Genomic DNA, 17,731 nt, shown 5'->3' on the forward strand with positions numbered 1-17,731 from the left:
CAACAGAATACTACTCTATTATAAAGGGATTTCCAGAAAAATGGATGTGGGAATCGTTGGGAAACTTTTGTGTGGTAATGAAAAATCACCAGCACTTTTTTGAATAGGTGTTGTGTCTTTTATAAAGATTAGGATAATAGACGTAGATGTGGAATAATTGGCATCAATACACTCTGAGCAATCACACCAATACTTGCACCTATACTCGATGCTTTACTCCATTTAAAAACATGAACTTTTTCGTCTTTTCCTTCATACAAAAATAATAGCTGTTCACCTTCTTCAGCAATTCCAATTTTTTTATAAGAAATGTTGTTCTCCTTTAAAACAATATCAAAGGCTTTATGCAATAAATTTATGGTCTGCTGATCAATTTTTATAATATTCATTTCCCGTTACCTCCGTTGTGGTTATGTATGAACGGTCCTTAATACAATGATTTCCGCGTACCTTCATTATATTCTTTCTGAACACGGGATTAAAGAAATAATCGTTGCTGATCCATATTGAAATATTGCAAAGTTAGCGTTTCAGAGATAAGATTGAGGTTATGGACAAAAATTTTTATTGTCAAAAGAGAGGAAAACGAAATGGGTAACAATTTTAAAGAAGATGTATTGTCACGCCGGACATTTGCGATTATTTCCCACCCTGATGCCGGTAAAACCACGCTAACTGAAAAATTATTATTATTCGGCGGTGCCATTCGTGATGCGGGTACTGTAAAAGCGAAAAAAACGGGAAAGTTTGCTACAAGTGATTGGATGGAAATTGAAAAGCAGCGGGGAATATCGGTGACCTCCAGTGTAATGCAATTTGATTATGATGGATTCCGTGTCAATATTTTGGATACCCCTGGCCACCAGGATTTCAGTGAAGATACGTACCGTACTTTGATGGCTGTAGATAGTGCTGTGATGATCGTCGATGCGGCAAAAGGGATTGAGGCACAAACACTCAAGCTTTTTAAAGTATGCCGGATGCGAGGTATTCCAATTTTTACATTTATGAATAAACTTGATCGCCAAGGCAAGCCGCCACTTGAACTTTTGGCTGAATTAGAAGAGGTTCTCGGCATTGAATCATATCCGATGAACTGGCCGATTGGGATGGGGAAAGAGTTCCTTGGAATTTATGATCGATTTAACAATAGGGTTGAACAATTCCGTGTCGATGAGGAAGAACGATTTATTCCTTTAAATGAAGACGGGGAAATAGCCGGGGACCACCCGCTAAAAACGTCGGGACTTTATGATCAAACACTTGATGAAATCATGTTGCTTAATGAGGCTGGAAATGAATTTTCAGCGGAAAAAGTAGCAGCTGGTAACCTGACACCTGTATTCTTTGGTAGTGCGCTAACTGCTTTTGGTGTCCAAACATTTCTTGAGTCTTACCTAGAGTTTGCTCCGCCCCCAAAGGCGCGTAATTCATCCATTGGAGAAATTGATCCATTAGGGAACCAATTTTCAGGTTTTGTCTTTAAAATTCAAGCAAATATGAATCCTGCACACCGAGACAGGATTGCTTTCGTACGAGTGTGTTCTGGGAAATTTGAGCGAGGAATGACAGTGAATATTCCGCGTTTGAATAAACAAATAAAGCTTTCTCAATCGACATCGTTTATGGCGGAAGAACGAAATACGGTAGATGAGGCAGTTAGTGGAGATATTATCGGCTTATACGACACAGGCACTTACCAAATTGGCGACACACTGACTTCTGGGAAGGATGACTTTCAATATGAAAGACTGCCTCAGTTTACACCAGAACTGTATGTCAGGGTTTCTGCCAAAAACGTGATGAAGCAAAAATCATTTTATAAAGGAATTCAGCAGCTCGTTCAAGAAGGAGCAATTCAGCTTTATAAAACAATTAAAACGGATGACTATTTATTAGGTGCAGTTGGTCAATTGCAGTTTGAGGTTTTTGAGCATCGAATGAGAAATGAGTATAATGCAGAAGTATTGATGGAACGGATGGGGTCGAAAATAGCTCGTTGGGTTGAAGGTGAAACCGTCGATGAAAATTTATCGAGTTCCCGTTCTCTTCTAGTTAAAGACAGATATGAGCATTATGTATTTTTGTTTGAAAATGACTTTGCTCTCCGTTGGTTCCAAGAGAAAAATCCAACAGTTAAACTCTATAATCCAATGGATCAGGAGACTTAAGAAAAGTGGCAGGTTTGATACCTGCCCTTTTTTACAGGTGATAAAACAGAAAATTCAGACTAATTGCTGAGGTTGGGTTAGATTTGCTCAATACTACTTGCGCATCCTAAAAAAGAATTAAGGTTTGGAAAAAATATTGAATTTCTGTTATTTTTTGACATAATCTGGATAAGCTAAGTTGAGGTGTTCTTTAGCTTACAAAAATATGCCATGAGAAGCGGGATTGTACGATGAAAAAGATGAGCAAACTCGAAGCTGTTTTATGGAATATTGCTTTTCCTGGTTTTAGTCAATTGTTAATGGGTCAATATATCAAAGGTATATTGTTCGTTGCATTAGAAGTAATGATCAATGCCAAAAGTCATTTTAATATGGCAATTATGTTGAGCTTCTTAGGAGAAATTGACAGGGCAGGGGCTGTTCTTAACTATCAATGGCTTATGTTTTATCCGTGTGTTTATATGTTTTCCATGTGGGATGGTTATCGTTCTGCCATGCCTGAAGAGGAAAAATACACATTTTTACCATTTGTCTTCGGTGCTTACTTCGTCACTGTGGGTTTAATGCTGTCACCTAAAATCACGATTCTAAAAGTTCACCCAGGTCCTGTATTTTTACCGATGTTGTTTTTAATTCCTGGGCTGTTAATTGGCTTTGTATTAAAATTTTTAATGTCTATAAAGCTTCGAAAAAAAATGATCGAATAAAAAGCTTCAAATCAGGATATATCTGGTTTGAAGTTTTTTATTGGAAAAAATTTTTTTATAACCCCCACAAATTGATTCAGAAGAAACGTAACTATGTAGTGAAAAGAAAAAAGCATTAATCGCACTAAACAATAAAGAGGAAATGATAGCCATTCTTGGTGCTGTCTTTTTCAAAATGCTCAACCCCATAAAGTCAAATATAACAGTCTTATGTTATAATTGGTCGAATAGAGGTGAGCAAATGCTAAGTTTATTGTTTATGGCTAAAAAGAAAAAAAGAACTTTGGAAGAAACCGTTCTATTAATTCAACAAGGTGAGCAATACCTACTTGACGAAATTATCAGTGCTTATAAGCCATTTATTGCAAAAACAGTGTCTTCAGTATGTAGACGATATATCTATGAAACCGATGATGAATTTAGCATTGGTCTCATCGCATTTAACGAAGCGATAGAGAAATACTCAACTGAGCGCGGAAGTTCTTTATTGAGTTTTTCCGAAGTCATAATCAAAAGAAGAGTTATTGACTATATCCGTAAACAGTCGAAAAATCAGCACCTAAGTTTTGATTTAACCAATGATACCAAAGACGAAGAATCAGCAGGAACAATCATTGTTAATGAGCTCTCACTAGATGACTACAATAAAAAGAATGATGACCAATTAAGGAAAGATGAAATCCTTCACTTTCAAAAATTATTAACTACCTTTGATTTAAGTTTCAGTGACTTAGTTGAGAATTCACCTAAGCACTTCGACGCCCGAAAAAATGCCATTATAATAGCGAAAATGTTAGTAGAAAATCAGGAGTTAAAAGATTTGTTATTTACGAACAAGCGTCTACCCATTAAGCAATTAGAAAAAATGGTGGATGTCAGCAGAAAGACGATTGAACGAAACAGGAAATATATTATTGCCATTGCACTTATTTTATCGGGTGATTATATCTTTATGAAAGATTATATAAAGGGGGTGCTTGAAACATGAAAAAGGGAGTTGTAATGGAAATAGATGATGCATTCCTAACGCTTTTAACCCCTGAAGGTGAGTTTTTGCATGCCAGGAGACAAAATCAGCCATATGCAATTGGTGAAGAAATCCACTTTTTTCCGATTGAAAGTGTTAAAACTTCGAATCATTTTAATACATTAAAAAATGTTTTTAAATTAAAACCAGTTTGGGCGCTAATGGCAGCATTATTTATCTTCCTCGGTTCGTTTTTTCCCATGTATCAAAATAATAAGGCATATGCCTATATGTCCATCGATGTAAATCCAAGTATTGAGTTAAGTATTAATAAAAAAATGCAGGTTGTAGAGATAACTGGTTATAACAAAGAAGGAAAAGAGATTATTTCCCAATTGAATAAATGGGAAAAAGAGGATGTTTCTAAAGTAGCTCAAACAATTTTAGCTGAAATGGAAAAAGAAGGCTACTTGAATACTAAGGAAAACATTATTATTTCCACGGTCCGGACAAAAGAGGCTGAAGTTAAGATTGATAAAAAGCTTCAAGAGAATATTGATGAGATCAAGGCGTCAGTGAACAAACAAAAGTTAGAAATTACAGTTTTAAAAGCTACGGAAAGTGAATGGAAAAAAGCTCATAAGCTTGGTATCACAACTGGAAAATACAAGAAAAACAAAATTCAGGGTTCTATTAATCAAAATGTGAAGACAAAAGATAAGTTCGGAAAAATTGGTAGGAAAGCTGTACCCTTAAGTCCTGCTAACACAAATCCCTTAGGTCAAATCAAAAAACAAAAAGAAAATAAGGCCATCGAAAACAATGGGATTGCAGGAAATAAAAAGCAAACTGAAAAAAAATGGTTGAACGGCAAATCCATACCACCTGGGCAGTTAAAAAAGATCGAAGAGGGTCAACTAAAACAGAAACAACAACAACCCAAAAAGCAAAATAATCAAAGGGAAAAATCATCTGGAAATCAAAAATCAAAAAGCAACGAAATAAATAAAGAGAAAGACAGTCAAAAAGGGAAAGACAGAAATATCGGAGAACATCAAAGGGAATATAACCAAAAGTATAAAGAGAAAAACAGCGAAAAACAAAATGGGGAAAGTTACCAAAAATATAAACACAATCAAAAGAATAAATAAAGTCCGGATATATTATCCCGGACTTTTTTCCATATTTATTAAATTATTTTTGAGTGAATTGTCCAGAAATTTGTGCTTGAGCTTGTTGAACAAGGCGTTTTGTAATTTCGCCACCTACAGACCCGTTTGCTCTTGAAACAGTATCTGAACCTAAATTAACGCCGAATTCTTGGGCAATTTCGTATTTTACCTGGTCTAAATATTGTTCAATCCCAGGCACTAACAACTTGTTACTGCTATTGGCCATTTTATTCAACTCCTTATTTTCGGTACAGAGATAATTTCACCTCTGTATAAGTATTATTTATTTATTTTTGTGATTTATAAGTGGTAATGTTTTTCGGTATTGGAAATTAAATTCTGCTTATGCCCTAATGGAAGGTCCCGACTCTTTAATGTTAATCGCTTCCTTTACTAACATCTTTTGTGGGATGCATAAAAGGGTAAGCCTTTGGTTTCTTTTTACTTTCTAATAAGTCACGATTTTCAGCTGTGTTCCAGCCGATATCATTTGTAGGGTGAACCCATTCATCTCCAGCCATGATAGCTGGGTCTGTATCCTTTGTCCAGTTTTCTAATGGTGAATTAGAAGAGGCGTAAATACTATCACCAATAGTTACACCATGTTTATTTACAAAAGGAGGTTCCATCTTTATCCCAGTACCTTCAAAGCTTGGGGCATTAATTTGATGTGGCATCGTTTCATTCATGCTTACCTGATCCGCAGACTGTGTATTCTTCGCATTTTTCATTTTTGCATCACTCCTGTTTTTTCTTATTTTCTTCGAGTCATGGGATTTTATTTATGAAAAATAAGGAAAGGAATGATAACTCTATTTTTGTTAAAAACTAAAGTAGTAAGATTAATTTTTAAGGGAGGATTATTCCATGGCAAAGCGCAAAGCAGAATTTGATGCAGTAGAAAAATATACAAAAACACCACATAAAAATGTTCAGGAAAGTGAATTTTCTGCGGAATTTACCGATAATAACAATGCTATAAGGTTTCAAAATCGAAATTCAAAATTAGGAAAAAAGGGAAGAAGCTAATGAAAAGCCGCCGTAAAACTCCACCCCGTATTCCGACTGAAGAATTCAGCATTGAATTTGGCGATGTTAACGGCACAAAATTATATGATATTCTCCAGGTTTCACAAAAAGAGAAGAAAAACAATAAAAAGAAATAAGCCGGCAATGCCGGCTTTAGTTAGTTCTCAAGAAATGAAAATATTAGTGTACGGCCCTTCATGGGGTCAAAATAAGCTAATACACAGGAAGGCTGTTTATTAATCTTACCAGTTGTTTGATACAATGCTAAATCGAAGGATATTTCTTCCAACATGGTATGTTTATATAAGTCCTTTTCATCAAGGCCTAGATCAATAAACGATGGTCCTAACATCGAAGGGTGTTCAGAAATTTGTTTGTAAATTTGTGTTCGCTTTTCCTTATCAAAGCTAGCTTCCCACCAAGGTTTTCTCGGTTTGTATTTATGGTTCTTTAGATAATCATATTTCATCAGGCCTATTAACACATCTAGGTCATTAACCTTTTGATGGCCCAAAAACGCATGAAGTCTGCGGAATAAATCCTCAAGCTGATGACCAATTCTGGACCAGCCTTGTTTTTCCCAGTAGGAACCAAACTGTTGGAAGAAATCAAAAGGGGATGGAAAAACATTTGTTATTAAGAATTCAACTGTTTCATCCATCCGGTGAGCATTCCAATACTTTTCCAAAACATCCTCAACTTGCTTGATTCTAACGATATCATTAAATGAGAGTACGTTATTACTTAATATTTCATATGGAGAATGATCCATATAAACATATTTTTGTTCAGCAGCACGTAGTCGGACTCCAGTTCCTCGAAGCATTTTTAAAAAACCTAACTGCAGTTCTTCAGGACGTAACTCAAAAACATCATTAAACGTTTTTCGAAAAGAAGCATAATCTTCTTCTGGTAAACCAGCAATTAAATCAAGATGCTGATCAATTTTTTTACCTTCCTTCACCATTGTGACGGTTCTACAAAGTTTTGAATAATTTTGTTTGCGCATCACAAGTTCATTTGTAAAGTCATTAGTTGATTGGACTCCGATTTCAAAGCGGAAAAGTCCCTTAGGTGCTTCTTGGTTTAGAAATTCAATTACTTCAGGCCGCATAATATCTGCAGTGATTTCAAACTGAAAAACGGTACCGGGGAGATGTTCATCAATTAAGAACTGGAACATTTCCATTGCATAGCTCCTGCTAATATTAAAGGTTCGATCCACAAATTTGATGGTTTTTGCTCCATGAGTCATTAAATAACGTATATCGTCTTTAATTTTTTCACGATCAAAATAACGGACACCCACTTCAATAGACGACAAACAAAATTGGCAGCTAAATGGACAACCGCGACTAGTTTCAATATAGGTGACTCTTTTGCCTAAATGAGCGATATCTTCAGGGAAGCGATAGGGTGACGGTAATTCCTTTAGGTCTAGCTTATTCATTTGGGGAGTAATGACAACTTGCTGATTATCACGGAAGGCGACACCAGGTACTTTTTTATAGTTACGGTTTTTTTGGATTTCAGCCAGAAGCTGTTTAAAGGTTTGTTCTCCTTCACCCATAACAATAAAGTCAACCTCAGGGATCTTCTCCATCCATTCGCGGGTATCATAAGTTACCTCAGGGCCGCCAAGAACAATAATTATCGATGGATCCACTTTTTTTATCAAATTTACAACCTTAATGGTTTCCTCGATGTTCCATATATAACAGCTAAATCCAATGACTTCAGGATTCAGTTGATAAAGATCTGTTACGATATTTAAGACCGGGTCCTTTATTGTATATTCTTTGATCTGTATATTGAATTCTGGTGCTGCATAAGCCTTTAAATATCGAATCGCTAAGTTAGTATGTATATACTTAGCATTCAAAGTAGAACAAATAACATTCATAAAAAAACTCCTTTACATAAATGAAAACAATATATTATTATAACTTATTTTAGACCAAAAGGATAGGAAGCAAACAATCAAAAAGCCCATGCCGCTTGGGCATGAGCTTTCATGTGTTGATAAGGTTAAGGTATCATCCAAGATAATACACCGTTTTGTAGGAAGGTAAGAATTCCCACAATAATGACAAGGAAAAAGCTATGTTTAATAGTGAAGCGGAATAACTCGGATTCTTTTCCTGCTAATCCTACTGCTGCACAGGCAACTGCAATAGATTGTGGTGAAATCATTTTTCCAGTTACCCCGCCTGAAGAGTTGGCTGCAAGGGCAAGTACTGGGTCCATTCCGACGGAAGTTGCTGTGATTTTTTGCAGGTTACCGAATAATAAGTTTGCAGAAGTATCAGAACCAGTAATAAACACTCCAAGCCAGCCAAGGAAAGGCGAGAAAAACGGAAATAGTAATGAACCTGTTTTGGCAAGTGTCATTCCAAGAGTAGTGCTCATACCAGAGGCATTCGTGACATACGCAAATCCAACAACAGCAGCAATTGTAATAACTGGATACTTTAATTCATTAATGGTTTCTCCAAATGTAACAAGCCAATTTTTCCAAGAGATGCCAACAATGAATTTTGTCAAGAATGCCGCGATTAATATTGCAGTACCTGCGGCACCCAGAATCTCAAGTTTATAAAATGCAGGAATTGGAGCACCAGCACTGTTGATAATTTTATTATTGATTAATGGTACATTTGGAATAAAGGTTAATGCGTGTCCGATGGAATTAATAGCTTTTAAGATGGCATTTGCACCTTCATAATGACCAGTTAACGCTAGTTTAATAGTAGGCATACCCCATAAAGTTATGATTCCTGTTAACAATAAGAAAGGGGACCATGCCTTGAAAATTTGCCCTCCCGTATGTTTTACGTCTTGGGTTTTTAATTTCTTTGCGGTTGATGTAGCAGCAAGCTCTTGTTCAGAAGAAAAACGGAAAATAGTTTTTGGCTTCCAGAATTTTAAGAAGATGGCAAGTGCGAATAATGAAACTAGCGCTGATAAGATATCTGGAAGTTCTGGTCCCATAAAGTTAGAAGTAAAAAACTGTGTCAGGGCAAAGGCTACTCCCGAAACAAGAATGGCTGGCATTACTTCTTTCGTTTTTTTCCAACCTGCCATAATAAATACTAAGTAAAATGGGATAAAGACAGATAGAAAAGGCAACTGGCGACCCACCATCTTGGAGATTTCAGTAGCTGCAACTCCAGTTGGACCTTCCATGGCAATGATTGGCGCACCAATTGCTCCGAATGCAACAGGAGCAGTATTTGCAATTAGACAAAGCCCAGCAGCATATAAAGGATTAAATCCTAAACCGACTAAAAGAGCAGCTGATATTGCGACGGGTGCTCCGAAACCGGCTGCACCTTCAAGGAACGCTCCGAAGGAAAACGCTACCAATAGTGCTTGTAAACGGCGATCCTCAGTAATAGATACAACAGAAGTTCTGATAATATCAAATTGTCCTGTCTTTACAGTAAGTTTGTACAAGAATACTGAAGTAATGATAATCCAGCCAATTGGTAGGATACCATATACAGCTCCTTGGGATGCGGACATAAATGCCATCCCTGCTGGCATTTTATAGGCGGCAATTGCAATTACTAAGGCAATGGCTAGAGTTGATAATCCAGCAAGATAGCCTTTCATCCGTTTAATTGCTAATGCCCAGAAGAAGTATAAAATTGGAATTAGTGCAACAACTGCGGAAAGTGCGAGATTATCCCCCACTGCGGTAAAATTTTGAGTAAATGTCATAATAGCTTAATCCCCCCTGAATTAGCTTTTTTTGATTTTTTCTTTCCCTAAGAAATGGTATCTATCCTCCTTAATTTTAGTAACCGCTTCCAAATAGTGTTATGGTCATCTGATGACTAGATGTCTTATGGTGCTAAAATGAATTATATGGACGATTTGGAAGAAATTCAATCTTTTTTTTTAAAATATCACTTTTTATTATTTCAACGGTAAAAATGATAAAGCCCTCTATTATTTAAGATAACGTAGATGGTAGATGCAGTTCTTTCAAAAAAATGTATAATAAAGATGCGTCCAAATTACGAAATGGTTGATAGGGGATGGATGGGTGAATTATAAAAAAATTAAACCAAAGAAGATATATGAAGAAGTAGCAGAAGCTATTTATGAAATGATTCGAACGGGTCAAGTAAAACCTGGTGAAAAACTTGATTCAGTACAACAGCTGGCGGAAAATTTTCAAGTGGGGAGGTCTGCCATTCGCGAAGCATTAACCTCATTAAGAGCGATGGGCCTCATTGAAATGAAGCAAGGAGAAGGTACATTTGTAAATGAGTTTGAAACAGATCAAATAACCTTTCCACTATCAACAGCTATGTTAATGAATAAAGAGGATATAGCCCAATTATTAGAGGTTCGTAAGATAATCGAAATAGGTACAGCAGCTGCAGCTGCTAAAAAGAGAACCAATCAGCAGCTCATAACTATGGAGAGAGCATTGGAAGAAATGAAACATGCAAATGGGGATGAGGAACTCGGTGAGAAAGCTGATTTACAATTTCATCTTGCTTTGGCAGATGCAGCACAGAACCCACTGCTGCTTAGCTTAATGAATCATGTTTCTGGATTAATGGAAGAAACAATGAAGGAAACTAGGCGAGTATGGCTTTTTTCTAAACAAACAACGGTAGAACGTCTTTATAATGAACATATTGCTATTTATGAAGCAATAAAAGAGCAAGATGTAGATAAAGCAAGCAAGTTTATGCTTATTCACTTAGAAAATGTTGAGGCACTACTACAAAAATATTTTCAATCCACCAATTTATCTAGGTAGTATTTTGGCGAAAGTGATTTATTAAAAACATGTGGCTCTAATTTATTAGGAACGCATGTTTTTTAATAGCTCTGTTAAAGCTAATTGTCGATCTTGGCACTATGTTAATTGGAGCAGAAATCAACAGCCAAGTTTATCATAACCATTAAATAATAAAAAATTTTTTGAAAGCACTTTCTTTACAACGCGTTTTTTTGTATTGTAGTAAGGTAGATATTAATTAATATATATTTTTTATCCAAGTCATCTGATGACCAGTTCACCTGCATGATTTGAAGAAAATCAGATATTTAGGAGAGGAAGACAAACATGAAGGTTACACTTTTTGCGACTTGTATTGTAGATATGTTTCAAAGTAATGTAGGGAAAGCAACAGTAGAATTGCTTGAAAGGCTTGGATGTGAAATAGATTTTCCTGAATCCCAAGTATGCTGTGGACAGCCATCATATAATAGTGGTTATGTTAAAGAATCAAAAGAAGCAATGAAGCGTATGATTGACACTTTTATAGATGCCGAGTACATAGTATCTCCATCCGGTTCTTGCATCACAATGTTCCACGAATATCCACATATATTTAAGGGCGACCCTGTTTGGGAACCAAAAGCAAAAAAATTGGCGGAAAAGTCATTTGAACTTACACAATTTATTGTAGATGTCATGAAAATTGAAGATGTTGGTGCCCGTTTTGAAGGAAGTGTAACATACCATACCTCTTGTCACATGACGAGATTGTTAGGAGTTAAAAAAGCTCCTATGGTTCTTTTAAGCAATGTAAAAGGCCTTAAGTTTACTGAATTGCCTGGAAAGGAACAATGCTGTGGATTCGGCGGAACTTTTTCGGTTAAAATGGCACAAATCTCAGAGCAAATGGTCGATGAAAAAGTTCGCCATGTTGAAGAAACCGGTGCTGAATACCTAATCGGTGCTGATGCAGCATGCTTAATGAATATAGGTGGACGGATAGATCGAGTAGGAAAGCCAATCAAAGTGCTGCATATTGCTGAGGTATTAAATAGCCGTGGATAGTTATTTACTTGCTTAATAATTGACTTGAGTGGAGGAATGGTCGTATGTCAATGAAGATTAGCACGGATCAATTTAAAGAACGTGTTGATAAAGGGATCCATGATGACTTCATGCGGGGTGCCGTTGCAGGAGCACAGGACGGTATGGGCGTAAAAAGGCGTGTTGCAACAGAAGAATTAGGAAACTGGGAAGAGTGGCGCTCACACGGGGAAGAAATTCGTCAACATGTGTTAGAGCACTTAGATTATTACTTAGAGCAATTAAGTGAAAATGTAGCTAAGCGGGGTGGACATGTATTTTTTGCTCAGACCAAGGAAGAAGCTAATGATTATATTCGTGAAATAGTTAAGAAAAAAGAAGCAAAGAAAATTGTTAAATCCAAATCAATGGTAACAGAGGAAATAAGCTTAAATGCAATGCTGGAACAAGAAGGCTGTGAGGTAATTGAAACGGATCTAGGCGAATACATTCTTCAAGTTGATGATCATGATCCGCCATCTCATATTGTCGTGCCCGCCCTGCATAAAAATAAAGAACAAATTCGTGACGTGTTTACTGAAAAGCTTGGTTATAAAAAGACTTCAAAACCAGAAGAATTAGCCTGGCATGCACGTGAAATGCTTAGGAAGGAATACCTATCAGCTGATATTGGTATAACCGGATGTAACTTTGCAGTGGCAGAGACCGGTTCTTTTAGTTTAGTGACGAATGAAGGAAATGCTGATTTAGTTACCGCGTTACCAAAAACACAAATTACCGTCATGGGTATGGAAAGACTTGTCCCAACCTTTGAAGAGATGGAAGTTCTTGTTAGTTTATTAACGAGAAGCGCCGTAGGGCAAAAATTAACCAGTTATATTACCGTGTTAACAGGACCAAAAGAAGCATTGGATGCGGATGGTCCGGAGGAATTTCACCTTGTCATTGTCGATAATGGCAGATCCAACATACTTGGCGGGGAATTCAAGTCGGTATTGCAATGTATCCGTTGTGCTGCATGTATTAATGTATGCCCTGTGTATCGTCATGTGGGCGGCCACTCCTACGGCTCGATCTATTCTGGCCCAATAGGTGCGGTCCTTTCTCCTTTATTAGGTGGATATGACGAATTCAAAGAATTGCCTTACGCATCAACTCTATGTGGTGCTTGCACAGAGGTATGTCCGGTAAAAATACCGTTACATAACCTTCTCCACAAACACCGTGAAATCATTGTCGAAAAAGAAGGAAAAGCACCTATTTCCGAGAAACTGGCAATGAAGGCTTTTGGTTTAGGGGCAGCATCACCACTCTTATACAAGCTTGGTTCGAAAATGACACCAGCTGCAATGAACCCGTTTACGGTTGGAGAGAAAATATCAAAAGGGCCAGGTCCATTAAAGGCTTGGACAGATATTCGTGAGTTTCCGGCACCAAATAAAGAGCGATTCAGAGATTGGTTTAAAAACCGTGAAAAAGGAGGCCAATAATCATGGTAGGGACGATTCAAAATCGGGATAAATTTTTAAATCAAATTGCCGGCCGCCTTGAACGCCCACGAATTTCCTCTGCGGTTGAAAGGCCGACTTGGAAATTCCAGCCCCAATATGAGGTGTTAAAGGATGCTACTCAGGACGATTTGTTAGAGGTATTAACAGAACAATGTAAGAAAATCCATACAAACCTCTATGTAACTGACAGCAAAGATTTAGCAACTACGCTTAACAAAGTGGTTTCAGGTTATGGTGGCGGCCCAAGTGTAACCTGGAAAGATGAGCGTTTTTCTCAGTGGGGGCTGGATCCGCTATTTAAGAAAGAATGGCCTAGCCGGAAAATGGAAGTATTTGAATGGAATCATACCAAAGGGAAAGAAAATATCGCGAAAGCGGAAAAGGCTAATGTCGGGATTACCATAAGTGAAATAACACTTGCAGAATCCGGTACGGTGGTTTTGTTTAGCGATGAGAATAAAGGAAGAACAGTTAGCTTTTTACCAGCAACCTATATTGCACTTGTACCGAAAAGCACTTTAGTTCCACGGATTACGCAAGCTGCTCAAAAGATGAGGGAGATTCACAAGAAAACGGGGCATGTTGCTTCATGCATCAATTTTATTACCGGACCAAGTAACTCTGCGGATATTGAATTGAATCTAGTAGTTGGTGTCCATGGGCCAGTAAAAGCTTCCTATATTGTTATTAACGATCTTTAAACAAATGGAATGGTCTGTATCCTGAAATGGATGCAGATCATTTTTTTGTAACCTGTTATACAACATAAATTGACCTGTTATATAATTATGAAAGCTCTTTAAAGTCATATATAGTAACCCTTATTCAATAAAAATTTTATGTGTTTCAAAATAATTATCGTTATGTTTGACTTTTATCACAGCGTAATAAAAATAGTTGTCTTACAATAGTTTTTGGGAAGTTGAATTTTTATGTCTATTTCGTGTTATTTTATTGAACGAAGTTAGGGAGGGACATTATGTCTATTTTACTGAAAAAAAATGAATTAGGATTTTTTGAAATCCGTCTTGAATCAATTGGGGGGCTGGGAGCTAACCTGGCTGGAAAAATGTTAGCGGAGGCTGGTGTTTTAAGTCTTGGCTTGAAAGGATCCAATTTTTCATCCTACGGCTCTGAGAAAAAAGGGTCTCCAGTAAAGAGTTTCATTCGCTTTTGTGAACCAGATGTAGAAATTAGAGATCATAGTCCCATTGAACAACCACATATTGTTGGTGTTTTCCATGAAGCCTTATATAGAACGGTTGATGTTGTTAGCGGTTTGAATGCTGATAGTATAGTCTTAGTAAATACAGCAAGGGATTTTGATGAAGTTAAAACGGATTTACAATTAGATTATGGTACACTAGCGATTGTTGATGCCCTCCAGATAGCCGTAGAGGAAAAAACGAAAGTAAATACGGCAATGCTAGGAGCATTATATCGTATTTGTGATTTTCTAGATCCTGAATCCATGAGAGACGTGATTCGGAAAACGTTTACGAAGAAATACCCGCATCTAGTTGAACCAAATATCCGCACTTTTGACCGCGGTTATAATGAGGTTCAATTTAAAACATATAAAGTGCCAGAAGGGGCTGAAGGAAAAGCCTTCACACGCCCACATCCACAGCTTGGATACTTGACTCAGGAAATCGGTGGTGTCATGGTTTCTCAAGCAAATAGTATTTTTAAAGATTTAAGTGGTTCACGCCAAGGATTCCTTCCGGAGTTCCAACAAGACAAATGTATTCACTGTGCTGCATGTGACAACGTTTGTCCTGACTTTTGCTTCGTTTGGGAAGAAGGAGAAGATAAGTGTGGAAGAAAACAAATGTTCCTTCAAGGTATTGATTACCAATACTGTAAAGGCTGCCTGAAATGCGTGGAAGCATGCCCAACCGACGCACTCGGTGATCTTCGTGAAATGCTTGGGTATGCAGATAATAACCGCGTAAAGCAAAACTTTCCTTATATTGCAGGAGGAATCCAATAATGGCTATTTTAGAAGATAAATTAACAACAAAAGGTGTAGCAGAACAAATTTCCACTTTTGAATCTGGAAATGAAATGGCTGCTATGGCGGCAGCACAAATCAATTATCATATTATGGGATATTTCCCAATTACACCTTCAACAGAGGTTGCACAATTTTTAGATCAAATGAAAACGCGCGGGGAGCATGATATTAAACTGATTCCTGCCGATGGCGAGCACGGTTCAGCAGGTATTTGCTACGGTGCTGCGGCAACTGGTGCACGTGTTATCAATGCAACCAGTGCAAATGGATTCTTATATATGCTTGAACAAATGCCTGTCCAATCAGGGACACGTTTTCCAATGGTTATGAATCTAGTTACTCGTGCCGTCAGTGGTCCGCTTGATATTCGTGGCGATCACTCGGATCTCTATTATGCATTAAATACAGGCTGGGTAATCTTAACAGCAAAAACACCGCAAGCTGTATATGATATAAATATTATGGCGCTTAAAATTGCCGAACATTCAAAGGTTCGCTTACCAGTTATTGTTGCTTATGATGGCTTCTTTACATCCCACCAAAAGCGTCGAGTGGAATTCTTTAAGGACCGCAGTGTTGTACAGCAATTTGTAGGTGAATGTCCAACCGATTACAACTTTGTTAGAGACTTGAGGAAGCCAGTAACGATTGGTGCTCATATGAGTGGTGATGATTTCATTAACAATCACTACCAACAATCAGAAGCAATGTACAATGCTGGTGAGGTATTTAAGGAAGTGGCTTCGGAATATGCTAAGCTTTCTGGAAGAGAATATCCAGTTCTAGATTTATATAAAATGGAAGATGCTGATGTAGCATTATTCCTATTAAACTCTGCGGCAGAATCTGCTAAAGATGTAGTGGATCAACTTCGTGCAAAAGGAATTAAAGCAGGTGTAATTAGCCCGAATATTATCCGTCCATTCCCTGCAAAGGAAATTCGTGAAGCCCTTAAGAATGTAAAATCATTATTAGTTGGGGAACGTGCGGATTCTTACGGAGCAAATGGTCCTAACCTTACACATGAAGTAAAATCTGCACTTCAAGATGACAAAGACAACAAGACGATCGTGTTAAGCCGCGTATTTGGTCTCGGTGGTAAGGATTTCTATGCAACTGATGCACAGGCTTTCTTTGAAATGGCACTTGATGCAAAGGAAAAAGGATATGCTGAAAAGCCATTTGATTACTATGGTCATATTCCAGGTAATCCTGAAAAAATCCTTAAGCCTGTTATTTTGCCACAGCACGGGGATGTTTTTAAATCAGGTTTAATTGATGTGAAGATGGATGAAGAAACCAATAAATTAAAGGTGAAAATCCCGCCGTTACGTGCTTTAACTGGTAAACCGAAACGGATTGCCTCCGGTCACGGGGCATGTCCAGGGTGCGGAATTTTTGCTGGACTCGAGTTATTCTTTAAAGGGATTGAGGGAGATATTGTTACTCTATTCCAAACGGGATGCGCTTATGTAACAACAACATCATATCCTAGCACCTCCCATAAGCAAACGATGATGCACAATTTGTTCCAAAACGGTGCCGCAACGCTTTCAGGTACTGTTGAAGCATTCATGGAATTAAAACGACGCGGCGAAATTGAAGTATCGGATGACGCCACATTTGTTATGATTACTGGTGATGGTGGTATGGATATTGGTATGGGTTCTGCGATTGGTACTGCTCTTCGCGGACATAAACTGATTATGCTTGAATATGATAATGAGGGCTACATGAATACAGGCTCACAAATGTCTTATTCAACACCACTGGGTCATATGACAAGTACATCAGGAGTTGGAAAAGCACAGCGAGGAAAAGCCTTCCACCATAAGGATACTCCGCAAATTATGGCTGCTACCAATATTCCTTATGTGTTTACCGGTTCGGAAGCCTTTCCACAGGACTTAGTTAAAAAAGGTGCAAAAGCACAATGGTACGCACAAAATGTTGGAACAGTATATGGAAAACTTCTCATCACATGCCCACTAAACTGGAAATCTGATGACCGTTTTGGTGCAAAAATTATCGAAGCTGCTGTAGATTCTTGCTTCTTCCCGCTATATGAAGTAGAACAAGGTGTTACAACCATAACTTACAATCCTGAAGAGAAGAACAAACGAATTCCACTTTCTGATTGGTTAAAATATATGGGGAAAACAAAACACCTACTTAAAGTTGAAAACAAGCCAATGCTAGAAGAATTTGAAGCAGAAGTTGAGAAAAGATGGCAAAGACTCAAAGCAAAGAATGAAAATCCTATGCTGTAAAAAAAGCAATTCAAAAAACACTTCATTGGGAAGTGTTTTTTTGTTGGTTATTGACAGGGTTCTGACTAGAAAAAGCAATCCTAGTTGGATTGCTTTTTC

Annotated in this window: 17 protein-coding genes and 1 pseudogene; 13 read left to right on the forward strand and 5 right to left on the reverse strand. The window is 37.5% G+C overall.

Going from position 1 to position 17,731, the window contains the following annotated elements:
• Nucleotides 1–128 precede the first annotated feature (128 nt).
• Complete coding sequence (locus J7E63_RS20960; protein WP_098933116.1) at nt 129–389, reverse strand: hypothetical protein; 261 nt, start codon at nt 387–389, stop codon at nt 129–131.
• 201 nt (nt 390–590) lie between these two features.
• On the opposite strand from J7E63_RS20960, the gene J7E63_RS20965 reads away from it, so the two are divergent.
• The 5 genes and pseudogenes from J7E63_RS20965 to J7E63_RS20980 all read left to right on the forward strand — a co-directional run bounded on the left by J7E63_RS20965 (nt 591) and on the right by J7E63_RS20980 (nt 4,996).
• Complete coding sequence (locus J7E63_RS20965; protein ID WP_215015824.1) at nt 591–2,171, forward strand: peptide chain release factor 3; 1,581 nt, start codon at nt 591–593, stop codon at nt 2,169–2,171.
• A 230-nt stretch (nt 2,172–2,401) separates the two neighbouring features.
• Nucleotides 2,402–2,878, forward strand: coding sequence for a hypothetical protein (locus J7E63_RS20970; protein ID WP_215015826.1), 477 nt, complete (start codon nt 2,402–2,404; stop codon nt 2,876–2,878).
• Nucleotides 2,879–3,119: 241 nt separating this feature from the next.
• Nucleotides 3,120–3,866: an RNA polymerase sigma factor SigI gene (sigI, locus tag J7E63_RS20975; RefSeq protein ID WP_215015828.1), complete on the forward strand. Its 747-nt coding sequence runs from the start codon at nt 3,120–3,122 to the stop codon at nt 3,864–3,866.
• A gap of 14 nt (nt 3,867–3,880) precedes the next feature.
• Nucleotides 3,881–3,931 (forward strand): annotated as a pseudogene (locus J7E63_RS30760) (hypothetical protein); the annotation flags it as partial.
• A gap of 174 nt (nt 3,932–4,105) precedes the next feature.
• Complete coding sequence (locus J7E63_RS20980) at nt 4,106–4,996, forward strand: anti-sigma-I factor RsgI family protein (protein WP_251033650.1); 891 nt, start codon at nt 4,106–4,108, stop codon at nt 4,994–4,996.
• A 43-nt stretch (nt 4,997–5,039) separates the two neighbouring features.
• Here J7E63_RS20980 and J7E63_RS20985 read toward each other — a convergent pair whose 3' ends face one another.
• Nucleotides 5,040–5,243, reverse strand: coding sequence for an alpha/beta-type small acid-soluble spore protein (locus J7E63_RS20985; RefSeq protein ID WP_088086184.1), 204 nt, complete (start codon nt 5,241–5,243; stop codon nt 5,040–5,042).
• A 151-nt stretch (nt 5,244–5,394) separates the two neighbouring features.
• A complete protein-coding gene (locus J7E63_RS20990) occupies nt 5,395–5,748 on the reverse strand; it encodes a DUF3905 domain-containing protein (RefSeq protein ID WP_215015831.1) in 354 nt (117 codons plus the stop codon).
• A 136-nt stretch (nt 5,749–5,884) separates the two neighbouring features.
• On the opposite strand from J7E63_RS20990, the gene J7E63_RS20995 reads away from it, so the two are divergent.
• A complete protein-coding gene (locus tag J7E63_RS20995; RefSeq protein ID WP_166257651.1) occupies nt 5,885–6,046 on the forward strand; it encodes a hypothetical protein in 162 nt (53 codons plus the stop codon).
• Nucleotides 6,046–6,183: a hypothetical protein gene (locus J7E63_RS21000; RefSeq protein WP_168242602.1), complete on the forward strand. Its 138-nt coding sequence runs from the start codon at nt 6,046–6,048 to the stop codon at nt 6,181–6,183. Before J7E63_RS20995 ends, J7E63_RS21000 begins: the two co-directional genes overlap by 1 nt.
• Before the next feature lie 20 nt (nt 6,184–6,203).
• On the opposite strand, the gene J7E63_RS21005 is transcribed toward J7E63_RS21000, so the two are convergent.
• Nucleotides 6,204–7,949 carry a B12-binding domain-containing radical SAM protein gene (locus tag J7E63_RS21005; protein WP_215015833.1) on the reverse strand — a complete coding sequence of 582 codons (1,746 nt, stop codon included), beginning with the start codon at nt 7,947–7,949 and terminating at the stop codon, nt 6,204–6,206.
• Nucleotides 7,950–8,074: 125 nt separating this feature from the next.
• Complete coding sequence (locus J7E63_RS21010; RefSeq protein ID WP_215015835.1) at nt 8,075–9,769, reverse strand: L-lactate permease; 1,695 nt, start codon at nt 9,767–9,769, stop codon at nt 8,075–8,077.
• Nucleotides 9,770–10,097: 328 nt separating this feature from the next.
• Between J7E63_RS21010 and J7E63_RS21015 the strand changes: the two genes are divergently transcribed.
• The 6 genes from J7E63_RS21015 to J7E63_RS21040 all read left to right on the forward strand — a co-directional run bounded on the left by J7E63_RS21015 (nt 10,098) and on the right by J7E63_RS21040 (nt 17,632).
• Nucleotides 10,098–10,826, forward strand: a complete 729-nt coding sequence (locus J7E63_RS21015; protein WP_214732299.1) for a FadR/GntR family transcriptional regulator — start codon at nt 10,098–10,100, stop codon at nt 10,824–10,826.
• Nucleotides 10,827–11,135: 309 nt separating this feature from the next.
• Nucleotides 11,136–11,855: a (Fe-S)-binding protein gene (locus J7E63_RS21020; RefSeq protein ID WP_215015837.1), complete on the forward strand. Its 720-nt coding sequence runs from the start codon at nt 11,136–11,138 to the stop codon at nt 11,853–11,855.
• Nucleotides 11,856–11,899: 44 nt separating this feature from the next.
• Nucleotides 11,900–13,324 (forward strand): LutB/LldF family L-lactate oxidation iron-sulfur protein, encoded by a 1,425-nt coding sequence (locus J7E63_RS21025; RefSeq protein ID WP_215015839.1) that lies wholly within the window; start codon nt 11,900–11,902, stop codon nt 13,322–13,324.
• Nucleotides 13,325–13,326: 2 nt separating this feature from the next.
• Nucleotides 13,327–14,046, forward strand: coding sequence for a LutC/YkgG family protein (locus J7E63_RS21030; protein WP_251033651.1), 720 nt, complete (start codon nt 13,327–13,329; stop codon nt 14,044–14,046).
• 278 nt (nt 14,047–14,324) lie between these two features.
• Nucleotides 14,325–15,338 carry a 2-oxoacid:acceptor oxidoreductase family protein gene (locus tag J7E63_RS21035; protein ID WP_215015847.1) on the forward strand — a complete coding sequence of 338 codons (1,014 nt, stop codon included), beginning with the start codon at nt 14,325–14,327 and terminating at the stop codon, nt 15,336–15,338.
• The gene (locus tag J7E63_RS21040; protein WP_215015849.1) at nt 15,338–17,632 is read left to right on the forward strand and encodes a transketolase C-terminal domain-containing protein; all 2,295 of its coding nucleotides are present in this window, start codon (nt 15,338–15,340) and stop codon (nt 17,630–17,632) included. The genes J7E63_RS21035 and J7E63_RS21040 overlap by 1 nt, the downstream gene beginning before the upstream one ends.
• Nucleotides 17,633–17,731 lie beyond the last annotated feature (99 nt).

The sequence above is a fragment of the Bacillus sp. ISL-75 genome (assembly GCF_018613095.1).